This is a genomic window from Variovorax sp. V15 (assembly GCF_041154425.1).
In the GTDB taxonomy this organism is placed as follows: domain Bacteria; phylum Pseudomonadota; class Gammaproteobacteria; order Burkholderiales; family Burkholderiaceae_C; genus Variovorax; species Variovorax guangxiensis.
The window spans coordinates 4903248-4919702 of record NZ_AP028659.1 but is presented as its reverse complement, the minus strand read 5'-3'; the positions used below and the strand labels follow the sequence as shown (position 1 = coordinate 4919702).

The 16455-nt window shown below is 66.5% G+C and carries 22 protein-coding genes; 20 read left to right on the top strand and 2 right to left on the bottom strand.

The annotated features are described in order from the left end of the window. Nucleotides 1-8: 8 nt before the first annotated feature. From ACAM57_RS23405 to ACAM57_RS23375, 7 genes are all read left to right on the top strand, one after another. Nucleotides 9-485 (top strand): hypothetical protein, encoded by a 477-nt coding sequence (locus ACAM57_RS23405; protein WP_369659130.1) that lies wholly within the window; start codon nt 9-11, stop codon nt 483-485. Beyond that, complete coding sequence (locus ACAM57_RS23400) at nt 482-802, top strand: hypothetical protein (RefSeq protein ID WP_369659129.1); 321 nt, start codon at nt 482-484, stop codon at nt 800-802. The genes ACAM57_RS23405 and ACAM57_RS23400 overlap by 4 nt, the downstream gene beginning before the upstream one ends. Next, nucleotides 799-1038: a hypothetical protein gene (locus ACAM57_RS23395; protein WP_369659128.1), complete on the top strand. Its 240-nt coding sequence runs from the start codon at nt 799-801 to the stop codon at nt 1036-1038. Before ACAM57_RS23400 ends, ACAM57_RS23395 begins: the two co-directional genes overlap by 4 nt. Beyond that, entirely contained in the window at nt 1017-1478 is a 462-nt protein-coding gene (locus tag ACAM57_RS23390; protein ID WP_369659127.1) for a hypothetical protein, read from the top strand. The genes ACAM57_RS23395 and ACAM57_RS23390 overlap by 22 nt, the downstream gene beginning before the upstream one ends. After that, on the top strand, nt 1478-1987 hold the full coding sequence (locus tag ACAM57_RS23385; protein ID WP_369659126.1) for a hypothetical protein: 510 nt from the start codon (nt 1478-1480) through the stop codon (nt 1985-1987). Before ACAM57_RS23390 ends, ACAM57_RS23385 begins: the two co-directional genes overlap by 1 nt. Nucleotides 1988-2043: 56 nt before the next feature. Then, nucleotides 2044-2361 carry a hypothetical protein gene (locus ACAM57_RS23380; RefSeq protein WP_369659125.1) on the top strand — a complete coding sequence of 106 codons (318 nt, stop codon included), beginning with the start codon at nt 2044-2046 and terminating at the stop codon, nt 2359-2361. Between the two features lie 123 nt (nt 2362-2484). Beyond that, nucleotides 2485-2769: a hypothetical protein gene (locus ACAM57_RS23375; RefSeq protein ID WP_369659124.1), complete on the top strand. Its 285-nt coding sequence runs from the start codon at nt 2485-2487 to the stop codon at nt 2767-2769. A 78-nt stretch (nt 2770-2847) separates the two neighbouring features. Here the strand turns inward: ACAM57_RS23375 and ACAM57_RS23370 are convergent, their stop codons facing one another. Continuing rightward, nucleotides 2848-3708, bottom strand: a complete 861-nt coding sequence (locus tag ACAM57_RS23370) for an AbiJ-NTD4 domain-containing protein (RefSeq protein WP_369659123.1) — start codon at nt 3706-3708, stop codon at nt 2848-2850. 128 nt (nt 3709-3836) lie between these two features. On the opposite strand from ACAM57_RS23370, the gene ACAM57_RS23365 reads away from it, so the two are divergent. Genes ACAM57_RS23365 through ACAM57_RS23350 form a run of 4 tightly spaced genes read left to right on the top strand, consistent with a single transcriptional unit; the run spans nt 3837 to nt 8344 of the window. After that, complete coding sequence (locus ACAM57_RS23365; protein WP_369659122.1) at nt 3837-4484, top strand: hypothetical protein; 648 nt, start codon at nt 3837-3839, stop codon at nt 4482-4484. Continuing rightward, nucleotides 4474-6009, top strand: a complete 1536-nt coding sequence (locus ACAM57_RS23360; RefSeq protein WP_369659121.1) for a terminase — start codon at nt 4474-4476, stop codon at nt 6007-6009. The genes ACAM57_RS23365 and ACAM57_RS23360 overlap by 11 nt, the downstream gene beginning before the upstream one ends. Before the next feature lie 14 nt (nt 6010-6023). Then, complete coding sequence (locus ACAM57_RS23355; RefSeq protein WP_369659120.1) at nt 6024-6632, top strand: hypothetical protein; 609 nt, start codon at nt 6024-6026, stop codon at nt 6630-6632. Next, nucleotides 6632-8344 (top strand): hypothetical protein, encoded by a 1713-nt coding sequence (locus ACAM57_RS23350; RefSeq protein ID WP_369659119.1) that lies wholly within the window; start codon nt 6632-6634, stop codon nt 8342-8344. Before ACAM57_RS23355 ends, ACAM57_RS23350 begins: the two co-directional genes overlap by 1 nt. Here ACAM57_RS23350 and ACAM57_RS23345 read toward each other — a convergent pair. Further along, nucleotides 8325-8870 carry a hypothetical protein gene (locus ACAM57_RS23345; RefSeq protein WP_369659118.1) on the bottom strand — a complete coding sequence of 182 codons (546 nt, stop codon included), beginning with the start codon at nt 8868-8870 and terminating at the stop codon, nt 8325-8327. The genes ACAM57_RS23350 and ACAM57_RS23345 overlap by 20 nt on opposite strands. A gap of 169 nt (nt 8871-9039) precedes the next feature. Here ACAM57_RS23345 and ACAM57_RS23340 point away from each other — a divergent pair, with 169 nt between their 5' ends. The 9 genes from ACAM57_RS23340 to ACAM57_RS23300 all read left to right on the top strand — a co-directional run bounded on the left by ACAM57_RS23340 (nt 9040) and on the right by ACAM57_RS23300 (nt 16451). After that, nucleotides 9040-10134, top strand: coding sequence for a hypothetical protein (locus ACAM57_RS23340; protein ID WP_369659117.1), 1095 nt, complete (start codon nt 9040-9042; stop codon nt 10132-10134). 26 nt (nt 10135-10160) lie between these two features. Next, nucleotides 10161-11441, top strand: coding sequence for a N4-gp56 family major capsid protein (locus ACAM57_RS23335; RefSeq protein ID WP_301508536.1), 1281 nt, complete (start codon nt 10161-10163; stop codon nt 11439-11441). Between the two features lie 64 nt (nt 11442-11505). Next, nucleotides 11506-11979, top strand: a complete 474-nt coding sequence (locus ACAM57_RS23330; RefSeq protein WP_369659116.1) for a hypothetical protein — start codon at nt 11506-11508, stop codon at nt 11977-11979. A gap of 74 nt (nt 11980-12053) precedes the next feature. Beyond that, entirely contained in the window at nt 12054-12827 is a 774-nt protein-coding gene (locus ACAM57_RS23325) for a RyR domain-containing protein (RefSeq protein WP_369659115.1), read from the top strand. A 24-nt stretch (nt 12828-12851) separates the two neighbouring features. After that, entirely contained in the window at nt 12852-13484 is a 633-nt protein-coding gene (locus ACAM57_RS23320) for a Gp49 family protein (protein WP_369659114.1), read from the top strand. Nucleotides 13485-13487: 3 nt separating this feature from the next. Continuing rightward, nucleotides 13488-14189, top strand: coding sequence for a DUF6682 family protein (locus tag ACAM57_RS23315; protein WP_369659113.1), 702 nt, complete (start codon nt 13488-13490; stop codon nt 14187-14189). Between the two features lie 77 nt (nt 14190-14266). Continuing rightward, nucleotides 14267-15508: a hypothetical protein gene (locus ACAM57_RS23310; RefSeq protein WP_369659112.1), complete on the top strand. Its 1242-nt coding sequence runs from the start codon at nt 14267-14269 to the stop codon at nt 15506-15508. After that, complete coding sequence (locus tag ACAM57_RS23305; protein WP_369659111.1) at nt 15505-16005, top strand: hypothetical protein; 501 nt, start codon at nt 15505-15507, stop codon at nt 16003-16005. Before ACAM57_RS23310 ends, ACAM57_RS23305 begins: the two co-directional genes overlap by 4 nt. 11 nt (nt 16006-16016) lie before the next feature. Next, nucleotides 16017-16451 carry a hypothetical protein gene (locus ACAM57_RS23300; RefSeq protein WP_369659110.1) on the top strand — a complete coding sequence of 145 codons (435 nt, stop codon included), beginning with the start codon at nt 16017-16019 and terminating at the stop codon, nt 16449-16451. Nucleotides 16452-16455 lie beyond the last annotated feature (4 nt).

Here is a 16455-nt window from a genome sequence, read left to right as displayed (position 1 = left end):
GCACCCCGATGCCCCGTGGCAATGGCTTCAAGCGCCGGCTGCCTCCATCGCGCCCATCTCGGGTTGCGCTCGGCGCGCGCACGCTCACGGTGGCGATCCGCCGCGGCACCTACGCGGTACCACCGCCGGCGGCGGCCGTGCCCAAGGTCGTGCCGCTCGAGAGTGAGAAGTACCGGCGGCTCGTCGCGCTGCTGCCCTGCAAGGTCTGCGGCATCGACGGCTACAGCCAGGCCGCCCACCCCAACACCGACAAGGGCGCCGGCACGAAGACCGACGACCGGCTCTGCTTTCCGCTGTGTTGCGACCGGCCTGGTGTTCGGGGCTGTCACCTGCGGTTCGACCAGCACGCGCTGATGACCAAGGCTGCTCGACGCCTCATCGAACCCGCCTGGGGCGCCGACACCCGCCGCCAGATCGAAACCATGGGCCTGTGGCCGGCGAACCTGCCGCGCTGGGCCGAACCCGAAACAGGAGATCAGCCATGAACTGCCGTCCCGGAGACCTGGCCCACATCGTGGCGCCGTATTGGGACCTTGAGATGCGCGGCCTTCCGGTCCAAGTCGTCGATACGCACCGAGGCGGCCCAGTGCGCGCGAAGAACGGCTGCATCAGCCACGACCGTGGCCGGGACTGCTGGCTCGTCGATGGGCACGACGACAGGCTTCCCATGGTCATCGCCGATCACTGCCTGCGCCCGATCCGCGATCCCGGCGCTGATGCCGTCGACGAGATGGTGCTGCGCAAGCCGGTGCCGCTGCCCGTGATCCAACCCGAACTCATTCCCGAAAGGATGCCGGCATGACGACAAAGCTCACCGCCAGGCAGGAGGAGATCCTGGCGTTCATGGTCGAGTACGAGGCCGCGAACGACAACATGCCGACGGCGGTCGTCATCGCGCGGCATTTCCGCTATGCCAGTGCGAACTCTGCCAGCGAGCATCTGCAGGCGCTGGTGCGCACCGGACGTCTGGAACGCCTGGAAGGGCAGGTCGGCTTCCGTTTCACGAGGACCGCGCCATGCGCCGACCTGCAGGCCTGAGCCTCGTGCAGCGCGCCCTGATCGAGCGGGACTGGCGCGCGGAGGTCATCACCGCGCACATCCACGCCCTGATCGGCGAAGACAGCGACCGCCTCGTGAACGGTGCCGGCCGCGTCCTCTATGTCGTGCTCGGCGCCGCGATTGCAGAAGGCGCCGACCCGGAGCTGCCCGACCTCCGCATCGTCCGTGGGGCCGTGAACGCTGTGCACGACCAGGCCGGCGAGGCCTGGATCCTTCCGATGCGCCGTTCCTCGATCGAAAGCGGGCTGCTCGCGGCCGAGCGGCTGATTCCCGCATTCGAGCGCCGCAGCCTCATCAATGCCGCCTGCGAGCTCGAGCTGAAGCTCCGCGCGGGCCATGTCAATACCAGCGACTTCGAAGCCCTCGTGGCCAAGTTCGCCCCCACCGAATCCATCGCCGTCACCGAGAGAAGGGCCTGATGACGCAGAAGCCGCCGCAACCTGTACGCCGTGGAGTCGGCGAGCTGGTGTTCCAGACCATCCAGGACCTGCACAACGCCGGCCGCATCGCCACTCGCTCCGTCGTCAAGGAGATGACGGGCCAGAGCTACAGCGTGGTCGACGACCACGTGAAGCGGATGCTGGAGGACGGTCGTCTGCGCAGGGTATCGCCGGGCGTTTTCGAGCCCGTCGAGGAGCTGCCGGCGGCGCAGGCGATCTCGCTGACCGTGCTGCCCAGCGGCATGGCCAAGCTGGAGGTCGGCGACGCCTGCCTCGACCTGAACCCCGCCGACTGCCGCCGCATCGGCAGCTTGTTCCGCGGCAGTTCGGAGGAGATGACCAGCCTGCAGGGTGCTCGGGAGCTCACCGACGCCATCGCGGATCTCAGGCGCCAGCTCGCCCTGGCCCAGCACCGCGTCGACCAGCAGGACGAAGTCATTCGCCGCCTGCAGCGCCTGCCGAAGCAGGCCGAGATCCAGTTCTTGTAATCGGCCGAGAGGCCACAACCCCGGGCGAGAGCCCATCAACCGAGAAGTCAAGCATCATGATTCCCAGCATCGAAGAAATCCTCGCCATGCTTGCCAAGGGCGAGTGCACGCAAGACCAGGCTCTGCAGTGGATCGGCAGTCACATCGATGCCGCCACGCGCGACGCCGCGCTGCGCGACCACTTCGCCACCACGGCCGCCATCGGTCGTGACGCCAACGGCAATATCTCCACGGCCAGCGCCAAGGCCGTGATGTTCGAGGACCCGCCGGACTGGGAGGCCGGCCCGACCGCAGCCATGCAGTGGTGGTGCGATGCCGAGGCCCGCATCCGCTACGTCAAGGCCGAGTCGATGATGAAAGCTCGCATCCTGTAGCAGAGGCGCTGGCGCACCCCAGTAGGGTTGGCCCGTCCAGCGGGGCGGTCAGAAGATGCGGCCGTCCCCGTCATGGCAAGGGGCTCCCGCCGGTAGCCGCGGCATCAACCTTCGAGGACTCCCATGCACTTCTCCCGATCCCGCTTCCTCCATCTCGCTGTCGCCGCGCTGGCGGTAATGGCCAGCGGTGCCGCCGCCGTGGTCGATCGCGTCACCACGGTCTGCACTGCGGTCTACCGCTTCACCTGCGACTTCGTGGCCAGCGTGCCGGCCGCGTTCGAACAGCCGGCACTGCAGCTGGTGGCGCGACCGGTCGAACTGCTGCAGTTCTGTGCCTACGCCCTGCGCTTGGCCAAGCGGGAACGCCCCCGCATGATGCCGGGCTGGCGTATGTGCCCGTCGACCTGATTCGCCCTATGGGCTGAAGCCGCTGCCGCGAGAGCAGCGCCGGAGGCAACCGGCACATTCGGCTTGTGCCCAGAATTCTTAGGACGACGTGGCCGAAAGAGCCCAAAGATAGCTACAGAAACTCGAGCAGACCACAAGCATGAACCTGGCGTCTTCGCTGGTCACGTCGACAGAGGCTTCGGTCAGGGCGTGTCGAATGCCGCCAGCATCGTTCGTGTATCCATAGAGTTTGATCAACGCCTGCTCCAGCAGGGGATGCACTGTGCGGGTCTTCTTGAGCTGTTTCATGGCATCTCCCAGCGTTGCTGCCGGATTTCCCGCGATCGCTTTGCAGACACTCTCCACCGCCGAAATCGACTCTTTGATTGAGTTCCTATAGTCCGGCGCTTTTCTATCGGCCAGCAGTTGTAGTGCGCGTTCCAGGTGAGCCTTCGAGTCTCGTGAGCCCTTGCTGATGGCTGACTCAATCGCTTCAATCTCGGAACGTTCGGTGATTTCCACCAACTCACCGCTGACGAACCGGTAGGCTGCGCTTTCTCGAGTCAGAGCCGAGTTGAAGGCCGGGACGAGTGTTTTTTGTAGTGATGGGTGTGCCTCACGGGCAATGAAGTCGACTAGGTCGTAGACCTCGTGCCACTCGCCATTCATCACCACTTGGCGCAACCACGGGAAGGCCTTCTGCTCTCCGTATTTCGCATCTTTGAGTTTGGGCATGGCGTCGTGCGCCATCTTGTATAGCCTTAGGAAGATCCCGACCACCAGTCGCTCAACCCTGTCGGTGGCGTCCTCATATTGGTACCCGTCATACGGGCGGTACGCCGACCACGCGTAGATGTCCATGACGTTCCAAAGCGCATTTCGCAGGTCTTGGTCTATAGCCTGCAGTTGAATGGCTTTCTCTAAGGGTTTTAGACCGACTCGCTGGGAAAACGTGGCCATTGGCCCTCCTCGATAGTTTTCTCAAGTTTGCCACTTCGGCTCTGCCCAGCATGGTCGGGTAAATGCAGTTGCGTTGTCCCCCCGGTAGGGTTCGCACGAGCCGTGCGCACCCGGAATCATCCCGGTCCATGACAGACGCGCGCGAACCAGATTCCGACAAGCCGACAGCCCACTGGCCAACCATCGAGGCCGACTACCGCGCCGGCGTGAAAAGCGTGCGCCAGATCGCCCGGGAGCATGGTCTCTCCGAAGCAGCGATCCGCAAGCGCGCCAACCGCGAGAACTGGTCTCGGGACCTCTCCGCAGCCATTCAGGCCAAGGCCGACGAACTGGTACGCAATGAGGCGGTTCGCACTGAGGTGCGCAATGCGAACCGAATCCCCGACAAGGACGTCATCGACGCCAACGCGAACGCCATTTATCGCGTGCAGATTGCGCACCGCGCCGGGCTGACGAGACTGTCTGCGCTGCGAGACGCCCAGCTGGTCGAGCTGGAGAGCGCGGCGAAGCCGGTAGGGAAAGCGACGGCCGACCAGGCTGCATCCGAATCTCAGGACGCCCCGACCCAGATGGCGCTCTCTGCCCGCGTCGGGCTGCTGAAGCAACTGACCGAGATCGACGAGAAGCTGCGCAAGGGCGAGCGCGAGGCCTACGGCATCGACAAGATCGTGCCGGACGAGGGCGGCCTGGTCAGCAAGCTGACCGACGCGGAGCGTGCCAGCCGGCTGGCTGCCCTGTTCGAGATCGCACGGAAGAGGGCGGCCGATGGCGCCTGACATCGATGTCCCCGAGCTGGTGAAGCTGATGCCGTTCCTGTCGGACGGCGAGCGCGCCGAGCTCGATCTGCTGCTCACCGAGGGCCTGCCGCTGTGGATGCCGCAGGTCGGGCCGCAGATGGCGGCGCTGCAGTCCGAGGCCGACATCCTGTTCTATGGCGGCTCCGCGGGCGGCGGCAAGACCGATCTGCTGCTCGGCGCCGCGCTCACCGAGCAGGAACACAGCATCATCTTCCGGCGCGAGGCCGTTCAGCTCGTCGGCATCGAGGAGCGCATGGGCAAGATCCTCGGCACCCGCAAGGGCTACAACAGCCAGGACGGCGTCTGGCGCCTGCCCGGAAAGCGCGTGCTCGAGCTCGGCAGCGTGCGCGAGGCGGACGACTGGATGAAGTACCAGGGCCGGCCGCACGACGCCAAGCTCTTCGACGAGATCACCCACTTCCTGGAGCTGCAGTTCCGCACGCTCATCGGCTGGATGCGCACCGACAACCCGAAGGTGCGCCAGCGCGTGATCTGCGCCGGCAACCCGCCGACCAGCTCCGAGGGCGAATGGGTCATCCGGTTCTGGGCGCCGTGGCTCGACCCGAAGCACCCGAATCCCGCGAAGTCGGGCGAGTTACGGTGGTTCGTGACGGACACCAACGGCAAGGACCAGGAGGTCCCCGGGCCCGAGCCCGTGATGGTCGGCAAGGAGCTGATGAAGCCGAAGAGCCGGACCTTCATCCCTTCCAGCGTTGACGACAACCTCTACCTCAGCCTGACTGGCTATAAGGCCACGCTGCAGGCGCTACCGGAGCCGCTGCGCTCGCAGATGCTGCGCGGCGACTTCATGGCCGGGCGCACCGATCCGGTCTGGCAGCTGATCCCCACGGAGTGGATCAAGGCGGCGCAGGCGCGTTGGAAGCCGAAAGACAACAAGGGGCCGATGACGGTCGTGGGCTACGACGTCGCCCGCGGCGGCATCGACAAGTCTTCGGCGGCGCGCCGGCATGGCAGCTGGTTCGATGAGCTGGTGACGGTGCCCGGGGTCGTCACCAAGGACGGGCCCACCGGCGCTGCTTTCGTGATCCCGCTGATCCGCAACGGTGCGCCGGTCGCGATCGACGCCATCGGTGTCGGTGTCTCGGTGCTCGACTTCCTGAAGGGAATCAATGTGCTCTGCGTGCCCGTCGTCGGCTCTGAGAAGAGCGATGCCATGGACAGGACCGGCAATCTGCGGTTCCGCAACAAGCGCGCCGAGATGTACTGGCTGCTGCGCGAGGCGCTCGATCCGACCGCCGAGGATCCGATCGCTCTCCCGCCCGACGATGAACTGCTCGCGGATCTCTGTGCCATTCGCTACAAGGTCGTGCAACTCGGCCGCTTCGCCGCAGTCCTGATCCGCGACAAGGACGAGATCCGAGAAGAGCTCGGCCGTTCTCCCGACAAGGGAGACAGCGTCGCCCAAACCTTCCTTTCCGACATCCCCGAGGTCGTCGCCCTGCAGGAGACCTCGCCACGTGAGGCGCCGGACTGGCGCTATTGAGATTGAGAGCCACCATGACCGAACCGACCACCGCACTCAACGGCCCCAGCCCGAGCATGCCCGACACCGATCTCAACACCGGTGCGCTGACGCTCTCGGAGTTCACCGACTTCTTCCACGAGATCGAGGAGCAGCCGGCCTGGCGCGCCAAGGCCGACCGGGAGATGGAGTACTACGACGGCAACCAGCTCAGCTCCGAGATCCTGCAGCGCCAGCAGCAGATCGGCATGCCCCCGGCGATCGAGCCGTTGATCGGGCCCGCCATCGATGCTGTGCTCGGGCTCGAGGCAAAGACGCGGGCTGACTGGCGCGTGCTGCCCGACGGCGAGGGAGAGGGCGACAGCGGCGACCAGGTCGCGACAGCGCTCAATTACAAGCTGAATCAGGCCGAGCGTCACAGCAAGGCCGACAAGGCATGCTCCGACGCCTTCAAGACGCAGGTCGCCGCGGGCATCGGCTGGGTCGAGGTCAGCCGCAACCCTGACCCCTTCAAGTTCCCGTATCGCTGCAAGTCGATCCACCGCAACGAGATCTGGTGGGACATGCTGGCCACCGAGGACGATCTCAGCGATGCCCGTTACCTGATCGTCGCCGCTGGACGCCGACGGCGCAGGCGAAGCTGATGTTCCCGGGCCAGAAGGATCTCATCGGGCAGGTGGTCAGCGGCTGGCCGATCTACGAGGGCCTCGGCACAACCGAGGGCGGCACGTCCACCGACCTTGTCAGCGCCTGGGATCAGCAGCGCGGCTGGAGCGTGGAGGAGCAGCAGTGGCGCGACATGACGGGCAAGCGGGTCTGCCTCTTCGAGGTCTGGTACCGGCGCTGGAACCGCATGCTGGTGCTGAAGCTGCCGGACGGGCGCGTCGTCGAGTACGACCGCCAAAACCCGATGCACGTGCAGTTCGTGGCCATCGGCGCCACGGTGCCGGAGTGGGCCGTCGTGCCGAAGATGCGCATGGCGATGTGGATGGGCCCGCACCGGCTGTCGGATGAGCCCTCGCGGTACCGGCACCAGAAGTTCCCCTACGTGCCGTTCTGGGGGAAGAAGGAAGACCGCACCGGCGTGCCGTATGGTCTGGTGCGCGGCATGATGTACATGCAGGACAACGTCAACGCCACCAACAGCAAGCTGCGCTGGGGCCTCGCCGCGGTGCGCACGACCCGCACCAAGGACGCCGTGAAGGGCACCGACGAGCAGTTCCGGCGCGAGATCGGGCGCGTCGACGCCGACATCATCCTGAACCAGGAGCACATGGCGAAGCAGGGCGCCATCTTCAAAGTAGAGCGTGACTTCGAGCTGAACCAGCAGCAGTACCAGATGCTGCAGGACTCGCGCGCCGGCATCCAGCGCGTCAGCGGGATCTCGCCCAGCCTGCAGGGCGCGCAGAGCAGCGCCAACTCAGGTCTGCAAGAGGCCACGCAGCTCGAGCAGAGCACGCAGGCCCTGGCCGAGATCAACGACAACTTCGCCACCAGCCGCGCCGAAGTCGGCGACCTGCTGCTGTCCCTGATCGTCGAAGACATGATTGGCCGGGAAACCACGGTGCGCGTCAAGGGCGACCCGCTGAAGCCGGAGTTCGATGTCCGCCTCAACGTGCCCACGCAGGACGCCGACGGCTTCTCCTACCTCGACAACGACGTCGAGCGCACCAAGCTGAAGGTTGCCCTCAACGACGTGCCCAGCACGCCGAGCTACCGCAGCCAGCAGCTGTCGGCGATGTCGGAAGCCTTCAAGGCGATGCCGCCGCAGTTCCAGCAGGTCGCGATGCCGTACCTGATCGCGCTCATGGACTTGCCGAACCGGGAGGACATCATCAAGGCCGTGCGCGAGGCCGCCAAGCAGATGACGCCGGACCAGATCCAGCAGCGTATCGACGAGGCTGTGAATCAGGCCCGCATGGCCGACGCCCGCGACCTGAAGCTGCAGGAGCTGTCGATGCGGTACCCGAAGGAGAAGCTGGACGCCGAGATCGGCAAGATTCTGGCCGACTCGTTCAAGACCTATGTCGAGGGCCTCTACTCGGCCAATCAGACCGGTGCGACCATCGTCATGAATCCGGCCGTGGCACCGGTGGCGGACGCGGTTGCCGAGGCTGCCGGCTACCAGCCGCCGAGTGCTGGTGGTGTCGATCCGCAGCTGCCCGGCCCTGGCGCACTACCGCCGCCTGCTGCTGTCGACGATGTCACCGGCACGCCAGGCAGCAGGGAGAACACCAGTCCTGCGTTGCCGCCCGTGGCACCGGGACCGGGGTCGCCTATGGACGGCAGCGGCCGCGGGATCGAGACTCAGCGCACGAGCGATAACGTACCGGGGGCTACAGCGCCCGCAGCGTGAGCCAAGCGATCAATGTGAGCGTGCTTGCAACGATGCTGACGGCGATCCGCTTCGTCCAATAGAACGCTGGTTCCCCTTTACGTACGCGCAGCCATTCTCTTTTCAGGAGGCGCTGGCTCTCTTCGACGGCAGCAGCCATGGCTTTCACACGGTCGTCGGGTTTCTCCATGCTGTCGACCACTCGCTTCACCGCTTCGAACATAGCCATGTGCTCCGAGGGATTCAAGCGCAGCTCAATGCGACTTCTCAGAGTTCGAATCTTGATGAAGTTGGCGTAGCGACGTTCCGTTGCGTCCATGTCCGGACCCTGGCCCGATTGTTTGAAGGAGTCGTTCAACGACGAGATGATTGCCACCTCGGCGATCCACTCGGCGATGTCGTTCCGCAGTTCTTCGATCCAGGCCTGCCGAAAGTCGGAGACCTTTTGCTCCTTGGCTAGCACGGTGACGATGAGCGAGACCGTCGCAGCGATGGCGGCGCCCATTAGGGTTGCCGCGGCGGCAATGAGCGCGGGGGTGAGATCCATGGTGCTCCTCGGTTTTTGGGTACGCGCGATCCTACGTCCGAACTCCCCCCACTAGGGTTCGCGCGCCTGTTCCTTCCTCGACACGATCACGCCCAGCAACGCCATCCCGGCGAAGCACTACCCAAGACCTTTGGCGGCCACGGCGAGATGTGGCAAGGAACTGGAACACATGGCAAACATCGAGCAGTTTTTGGAAAAGCACGCGGATGCCGACGGCAACGTGAGCGAGGAAGCGATGGCGCGCCTTCTGACGGGCGGCCTCGAGGGCGATACCGCTGCACCTGGTGCAGGGGAATCCGGCGCGCCCGCCGCCGGCACCGAAGCACCGACCGACGCACCTGCAGCTGCTCCGGCTGCACCAGCCCCCGCGCCTGCCGCGGCCGAACCGGCTCCCGCGCCGGTGGAGGCACCGGCAGCAGCACCAGCACCAGCACCGACGCCGGCACCGGCACCCGCAGCAGCTCCGGCTGCCGAGGGCGCCGACTCGGTGATCCTGGCCAAGGATGGAAAGCACACCATCCCCTACCAGAAGCTGGTGGATGCGCGGGAGGAAGCGCGTCTGGCCAAAGCGGAGATCGAGGAACTGCGCGCAAAGCTCGCCTCGGGTGCACCGGCTCCGGCCTCTGCACCGGCGGCACAGCCTGCGTCAGCCCCGGCTCCGTCGAATGGCCTGTTCGGCGACTACTCCGACGAGGCAGTGGCAAAGGGCGTGAACGCGCTCGTCGCGGAAGCGATGGGCAAGCTCAAGTCCGAAGTCACGGCCGAGCTGGAGCCGGTCAAGCGGCAAGCCGCCGAAACGGCTGCCGAAGCGCACTTCCGGACCATCTACACGAAGCACCCCGACACGGATTCCATCGTCGACAGCGCGGAGTACCAGCAATGGCTCAACGCGCAGCCGTCGCTGGTGCGCCAGACGTACCAGACCGTGCTGGAGAAGGGGACCGCGTCGCAGGTGGTCGAGATGCTGGACACCTACAAGGCCGCTCGAGCCGCCACAGCGCCCGCGCCGGCGCCTGCCCCCGCACCCGCACCCGTCGCAGCTCCTGCGGCGGCACCGGCAGTGGACCCGCAGAAGAAGGCCGAAGAGGTCGTCGCCGCAGTGAAGCCGAAGACGCCTGCCAGCCTGTCGGATGTTCCGGCCGGCTCGCAAGCCCACCACGACGAAGCCGCAGCGATGGCCGAGATGAGCCCGCTTGACCTCATGGCGAAGTTCGAGGGCAAGACGCCCGCGCAGATCGAAGCCCTGATGCGAAAGCTGGTGTGACCCATCCCGCCATTTCGGAGTCTTGAATGTCTACGACCAACATCCCCTACGGCTCGCCACTTGCGCTCAAGGCGCAGTCGGTTGGCCTGTTCGCTGCCACGATGCAGCGTCTCACCAACCTGAACCGCCTCACCGGCCAGATGCCCACCCAGGCTGACGCCGAGAGCAAGCTGCGCGTGCAGTCCAGCACGGACATGCCCATCGTGCGATGCATGGACCTGACGAAGGTTGCCGGCGACGAAGTGACCTTCGACCTGGTCAACCCGATCGGCGGCAAGCCGATCATGGGTGGCCGCATGGCCGAAGGGCGCGGCGAACGCCTCGACCTCCAACAGGACAAGTTGCGCATCAACCAGTCCCGCAAGCCGATCTCGGCCGGCGACACGATGACGCAGCAGCGCACGCCTCACCAGCTGCGCCAGCTCGCCCGCGCCGCTGGCCAGGGCTACATGCTGCGCCTGGAAGATCAGCGCACGCTGGTACACATGGCCGGCGCGCGCGGCTTCCACAACAACATCGAGTGGGCGGTGCCGCTGGAGACCGACGCCGACTACGCCGAGATCATGGTGAACCCGGTGAAGGCCCCGACCCGCAACCGGCACTACCTCTCGACCGGGACCGGCATCGAGCGCGTCTCGGCATCCGCCGGCGAGATCGCGATCGCCACGACCGACGTCATGAACATGGACGTCGTCGACTCGATCGCGACGGTGATCGCTTCGATCCCGCTGCCGCCGCCGCCCGTGAAGTTCGAAGGCGACGCCATGGCCGACGATGCGCCGCTGCGCGTGCTGCTGGTTTCCGCCGAGCAGTACACGTCGTTCGTGAAGTCGGGCAACTTCCGCGTCCTGCAGGCATCTGCGATGGCGCGCGCGCAGCAGGCGAAGGGCAACCCGCTCTTCACCGGCGATGCCGGCCTCTGGAACAACATCTTGCTGGTCAAGATGCCGAAGCCGATCCGCTTCTACGCGGGCAGCGTGCTGCGCTGGTGCGCCAGTCTCACCGACGAGACCGAAACGGCGACCGACGTGGTGCCGGCGAGCTTCGGGACCAACTTCGCGGTGGACCGCGCCATCCTGCTCGGCGGTCAGGCGCTGGCCGAGGCCTGGGGCAAGAACAGCCGCTCCGGCAACCCGTTCTTCTGGAGCGAGAAGGAGCTCGATCACGGCGACAAGCTGGAAGTGCTCATCGGCTCCGTGGGCGGCAAGAGCAAGGTCCGCTTCGACGTGAACTACGGCGACGGCTTCCAGCCGACGGACAACGGCGTGATCGCGATCGACACCGCGGTCGCCATCGCCGGCCAGTGATCGGCAGGGCCGGCCCAGGCTGGCCCTCCTGACGCTCTCCATCAACTGAATCAGGAGCCTCATCATGGCAACCATCACCCGCAAGTTCTCGTCGCAGCAGTTCGGCGGCACGCCATACGGCAACAAGACCTCGCACCACTTCGTGCTGGAGACGAACGCCACCGGCGCCCTCGTCAACAGCGACAGCACCGCCGCGATCGGCGCCACCGACAAGGTTCGTCTCGGACTGCTGCCGCAGGGCTTCCGCCTGGACGACGCGCTGGCCATCATCTCGGATGCCTTCACGGCCACCATCACCGGTGACCTCGGCTTCGAGTACGTGGACGGCGTCGATGACGCCACCGTGCCGCAGGACGCCGACTACTTCTTCGCCGACCTCAACGCTGCAGCCACCGGCCGCACGCGGATGACGCTGGCGAACAAGCCGGTCACGCTGCCGAAGGACGCCTATCTGATCTGGACCAACCAGGTCGCGGCGCACGCATCGGTCGGCCGCGCCGACTTCTACATCGACGGCGAAGACCGCGGCCCGCTGTAACTGACTCCTCCTTGACCCCCGTTCGGGGCGGGCTCCGGCGCGCCCCTTTTTTACATCTACAGGAGAGAAATCCGATGAACCGAGAACAGATCGCGCAGGTGGCTCACGAGGTGAACCGCGCCTACTGCGCTTCGCTGGGCGACACCAGCCAGCCGGCCTGGGCCGAAGCGCCGGAATGGCAGCGAGCCAGCGCGCTGGCTGGCGTCGACATGCATCTGGCCAAGCCCGAGGCGACCCCCGAAGAGAGCCATCTCAGCTGGTACGAGCAGAAGCTCGCCGACGGCTGGGTCTACGGCGAGGTCAAGGACCCCGAGAAGAAGGAGCATCCCTGCATGCGGCCGTACGAGGAACTGCCGCCCGAGCAGCGCGCCAAGGACTACCTGTTCCGCGGCGTCGTGCACGCGCTGGCAGCACTGCCGGCCGCAGCGCAGCCTCCGGCGAATCAGCCGCTTCCGGCTGGCCTGACGGTGGCCGCCGTGGGCGTGAAGTACGTCGGTCGTCGCGACTCCCACCACGAGACGCTGTATGGCTCCGGCACGTGGGCGCAAGGCCAGGTGAAGGCGGTGGCGGCTGCGCTGAGCCGACAACTGCTGAAGCATCGCGACATGTTCGAGGAGGCACAGCTCGAATCGCCTGCTGCGCTGGAGACGATCGTGCAGCCGGTCAAGGCTGGCGAGACGCCCGACGAGCAGACGCAGGATCTGCGCGACCAGATCCAAAACATGGACAAGGCGGCGCTGAAGGAGCTCGCGATGACGCGCTACCGCGTCAAGGTCGATGGGCGCCTGTCGCTGACGGACACCCGTGCGCACCTCACCCTGCTGGTCGATCGCTTCGGCGCCGGCTGATCATCAATCCAACTTGGAGCACCCATGTCACAAGTCCTGATCCCTCCGACCGTTGGCCGCGTCGTCTGGTTCTATCCGTCGCTGCTCACTGGCGAAGCCGGATTCGCGTCCCCCAAGGGTGATACGCCCCTCGCCGCCATCATTGCGCACGTCTGGAGCGACACGCTGCTGAACCTCGCTGTGTTCGACGCCAACGGCGCCAGCCACTCGCGCACCAGCGTGCGCCTGATCCACGAGGACCTGACGGCCGATCGCCCATCGGAAGCCTTCTGCATGTGGATGCCCTTCCAGAAGGGCCAGGCCAAGGCCCAGACTGCCGCGGCCGCTCCCCCGGGCGACGCTGTGACCGAGCAGCTGATCGTCGCCAAGAGTAAGACTGCACCGCGCGTCACGCCGGCGGACCTCGCCGACAACATCGTCGACACCGAGATCATCAAGCACGTGGGGCCGAGCGGTCAGATCCTGCGCTGGGCAGTGTTGACGACTCGCTCGGGCTTCGCCGTCACTGGCCGGCCGTCCGCCGCGGTTTCGGCCGAGAACGACGATCCGGAGATCGGTGTGGCAACCGCGATCGAGAACGCTCGCAACGAGCTCTGGCCGTTGATGGGCTACGCGCTCAAGCAGCGCCTGCACGAAGAAGCGACCGGCCAAGTCTGAACCATGACGCTCGACGACCTCATCTGCTCGTTCCGCGTCGATGCCGACGATCAGCCGAACGACCGCAACGGGTCGCATGGCGATCTGCTGTGGGGCGACGAGGATCTGGCGCGCTGGTTCGGCGAGGCCGAAGAGGAGGCCGCCATCCGCAAGCGCCTCCTCTTCGACGACTACACCGTGGCGATCGTGAGGATCAACGTACAGGAGGGCGTCAGCTCCTACCCGCTCGATCCCCGCATGTTCGAAGTGACGAAGGCACGCCTGCTGGATGCTTCGACCGGGGAGTTCATCGAGGACCTCTACATCACGACGAGGGATGCTCTTGACCAGCGGTGCCCGCGGTGGAGGGATCAGCGCAGACAGCCGGGATTCTTCATCCAGGACGCCACCCGCATCGTGCTGCCGGGCATCGTCGATCGGGCCTACACGCTCCAGCTGGAAGGCTTTCGCACGCCGTTGGAGCCCATGACGGCCGACAGCGATCCGGAGAGCACGACCCCAGAGATCGCTGCCGTGCATCACCGTTTCCTCGTGCACTGGGTGCTTCATCGGGCCTACAGCAAGCCCGACAGCGAGGTCTATAACCCCCAGAAGGCAGCCACGGCGCTCGCCGCGTTCGAGCAGTACTTCGGGCTTCGCCCAGACGCTGATCTGCGCAGGGACGAGCGCGCGGATCGACCGCATCACAACTTCGCCTGGTGGTGAGCCCACGCCTGCGCGGGGCGCGATGGACCACCCACTAAGGTTCGACGCATGTGGGAGCGCCGGGAACACTCCCGGCCATGCGCTCCATCAACCTCGGCTCCTTCGCTCCCGGCGTGAACAACCGGCTGCCGCCAACGCAGCTCGGGCGCACGCTGCCGGACCGTTCGAAGGCGACGTTCCTGTCGGCCGGGCAGAACATCGACCTCAACGGGCGCGGCTACCTGCAGCGCCGCCGCGGCACCACTGTCGCGCTCTCTGGTGCGGCCGCGCACTCGGTGTGGGGCGACGAGATCGAGGGCTACTGCGCGATCGGCAATGACCTGCTGCACCTGGAGCCGACGCCCTCCGGTCTGACGCCCACCACGGTGCTGTCCGGCCTGCCCGAGATGGCGCCCATCAGCTACCAGCGCATGCCCGACGGCGACGTGGTGTGGTCCAACGGCCAGCGCATCGGGCGGCTGCGCGGCACCACCGCGCTGCCCATGACCACGCCGCGGCCCACCGTTGTGCCCACCGTGACGGCTATCGCCGGCGCTCTGCCGGCCGGGCGCTACCAGGTCGCCTTCACCGAGCTGGGCCTGCTGGGCGAATCAGGCTCAACGCCGCCGGTGGCGCTGACACTGCCGGCGAACAGCGGCATCCGCATCACAGGCCTCGGTGCCGACACCGTCGTCTACATGACCGGGCCTAACGGCGAGGTCTTCAACGCCACGTCCACGGACAGCGGCGACATCGTGGCGCTGACCAACACCGGCCCGGAGCTGCGCTCCCTGCTGTTGGCCGACATGGCGCCGGGCTCGATCGTGCGGCACTACAAGGGTTCGCTACTGGTGGCCGCCGGCACCGCGCTGCTGATCTCCGAGCCGTACTACTACGGTCTCTTCTCGCCCTCGAAGGGCTACATCCCTTTCCCGGCCCCGATCACCGTGGTGCAGCCCTGCGAAACCGGCGTCTTCGTCTGTGCCGACCGCACCTACTGGCTCGCCGGTGGCCTGCTCGACACCGCGCCCGTCGTGGTGCTGCCCTATGGCGGCTTGCAGGGCTCCGGCGGCTCGGTGCCGACGCCGGACGGGCAGGGCACGCAGCAGGCGTTCTGGCTGTCGCCGCGCGGCCTCGTGATCGGCACACCCGATGGCTCCGCCACCAACGTGCAGGAGAACGCCCTGAAGTTCGGGCCCGCGCGCGCCGGCGCCACGCTGTTCCGCGAGCAGGACGGCGCCCACCACATCCTCTGCGCACGCCAAGAGCCGGCCCGGCACATCGGCGCGGCGCAGGGGGCTTTCGCAGTCGAAACCATCGTCAAGGAAACCGACCTATGAACCACCAGAAAGCTGGCGTGCTCTACCGCGCGCTGTCGTGGAGCCCGGATGGCCGGCTGCTCGCCGAAGATCCGCCGCGCCTGAACCGCGTCCCCATGGAAGGGCTCAACTTCCTGCTGGGCCTAGCCTTCAAGAGCGTGACCCAGGTGCCGACCTGGTACATCGGCCTCTACGAAGGCGACTACACGCCCGACGGCGGCGAGACCGCGGCGACCATCGCCGGCCTCGCCACCGAATGCACGGCCTACACCGGCTCACGCAAGGAATTCGACGAGGGCGCCGTCTCCGGTGGTTCCGTCAGCAACGCCGCCAGCCTGTCGGAGTTCGTCTTCACCGCCGACAAGACGGTGATGGGCGCCTTCATGGTGTCGGCCTCGGCCAAGGGCAGCACCGCGGGCGTGCTGCTCAGCGTGGTGCGCTTCGCATCGCCCAAGGTGCAGGCCAATGGCTCGAAGCTGCAGATCTTCGCGGGCCCGACCGCAACCCCCACCCCCTGAAAGGAACCGCTGTGCTCAAACTCTCCACTGGCCTGCGCAACTACATGCTCGATTCCGGCTCGCTCAAGGCAGCGATGGCCGGCGGCGAGATCCGCATCTACTCGGGCCCGGTGCCGGCCACCGCCGACGCCGCGCTGTCCGGCAACACGCTGCTCGTGACCATCAAGAACGGTGGCGCCGGCATCAACTACGACACCACGGCAGCGGGCGGCGTGCTGGCCAAGGCACCCGGCGAGACCTGGAGCGGCACTAACGCCGCGACGGGCACTGCCACGTTCTTCCGCCACGTGCTGTCGAGCGACGATGGCACGCTGTCGACCAGCCAGCGCCGCATCCAGGGCACGCTGGGCATCGGTGGCACCGATGGCGTCCTGACCAGCGTGGCGCTGGTGAGCGGCGCGCCCCAGGCCGTCGACTTCTACACCACGGCGCTGCCGAGCGGCTGAAGCC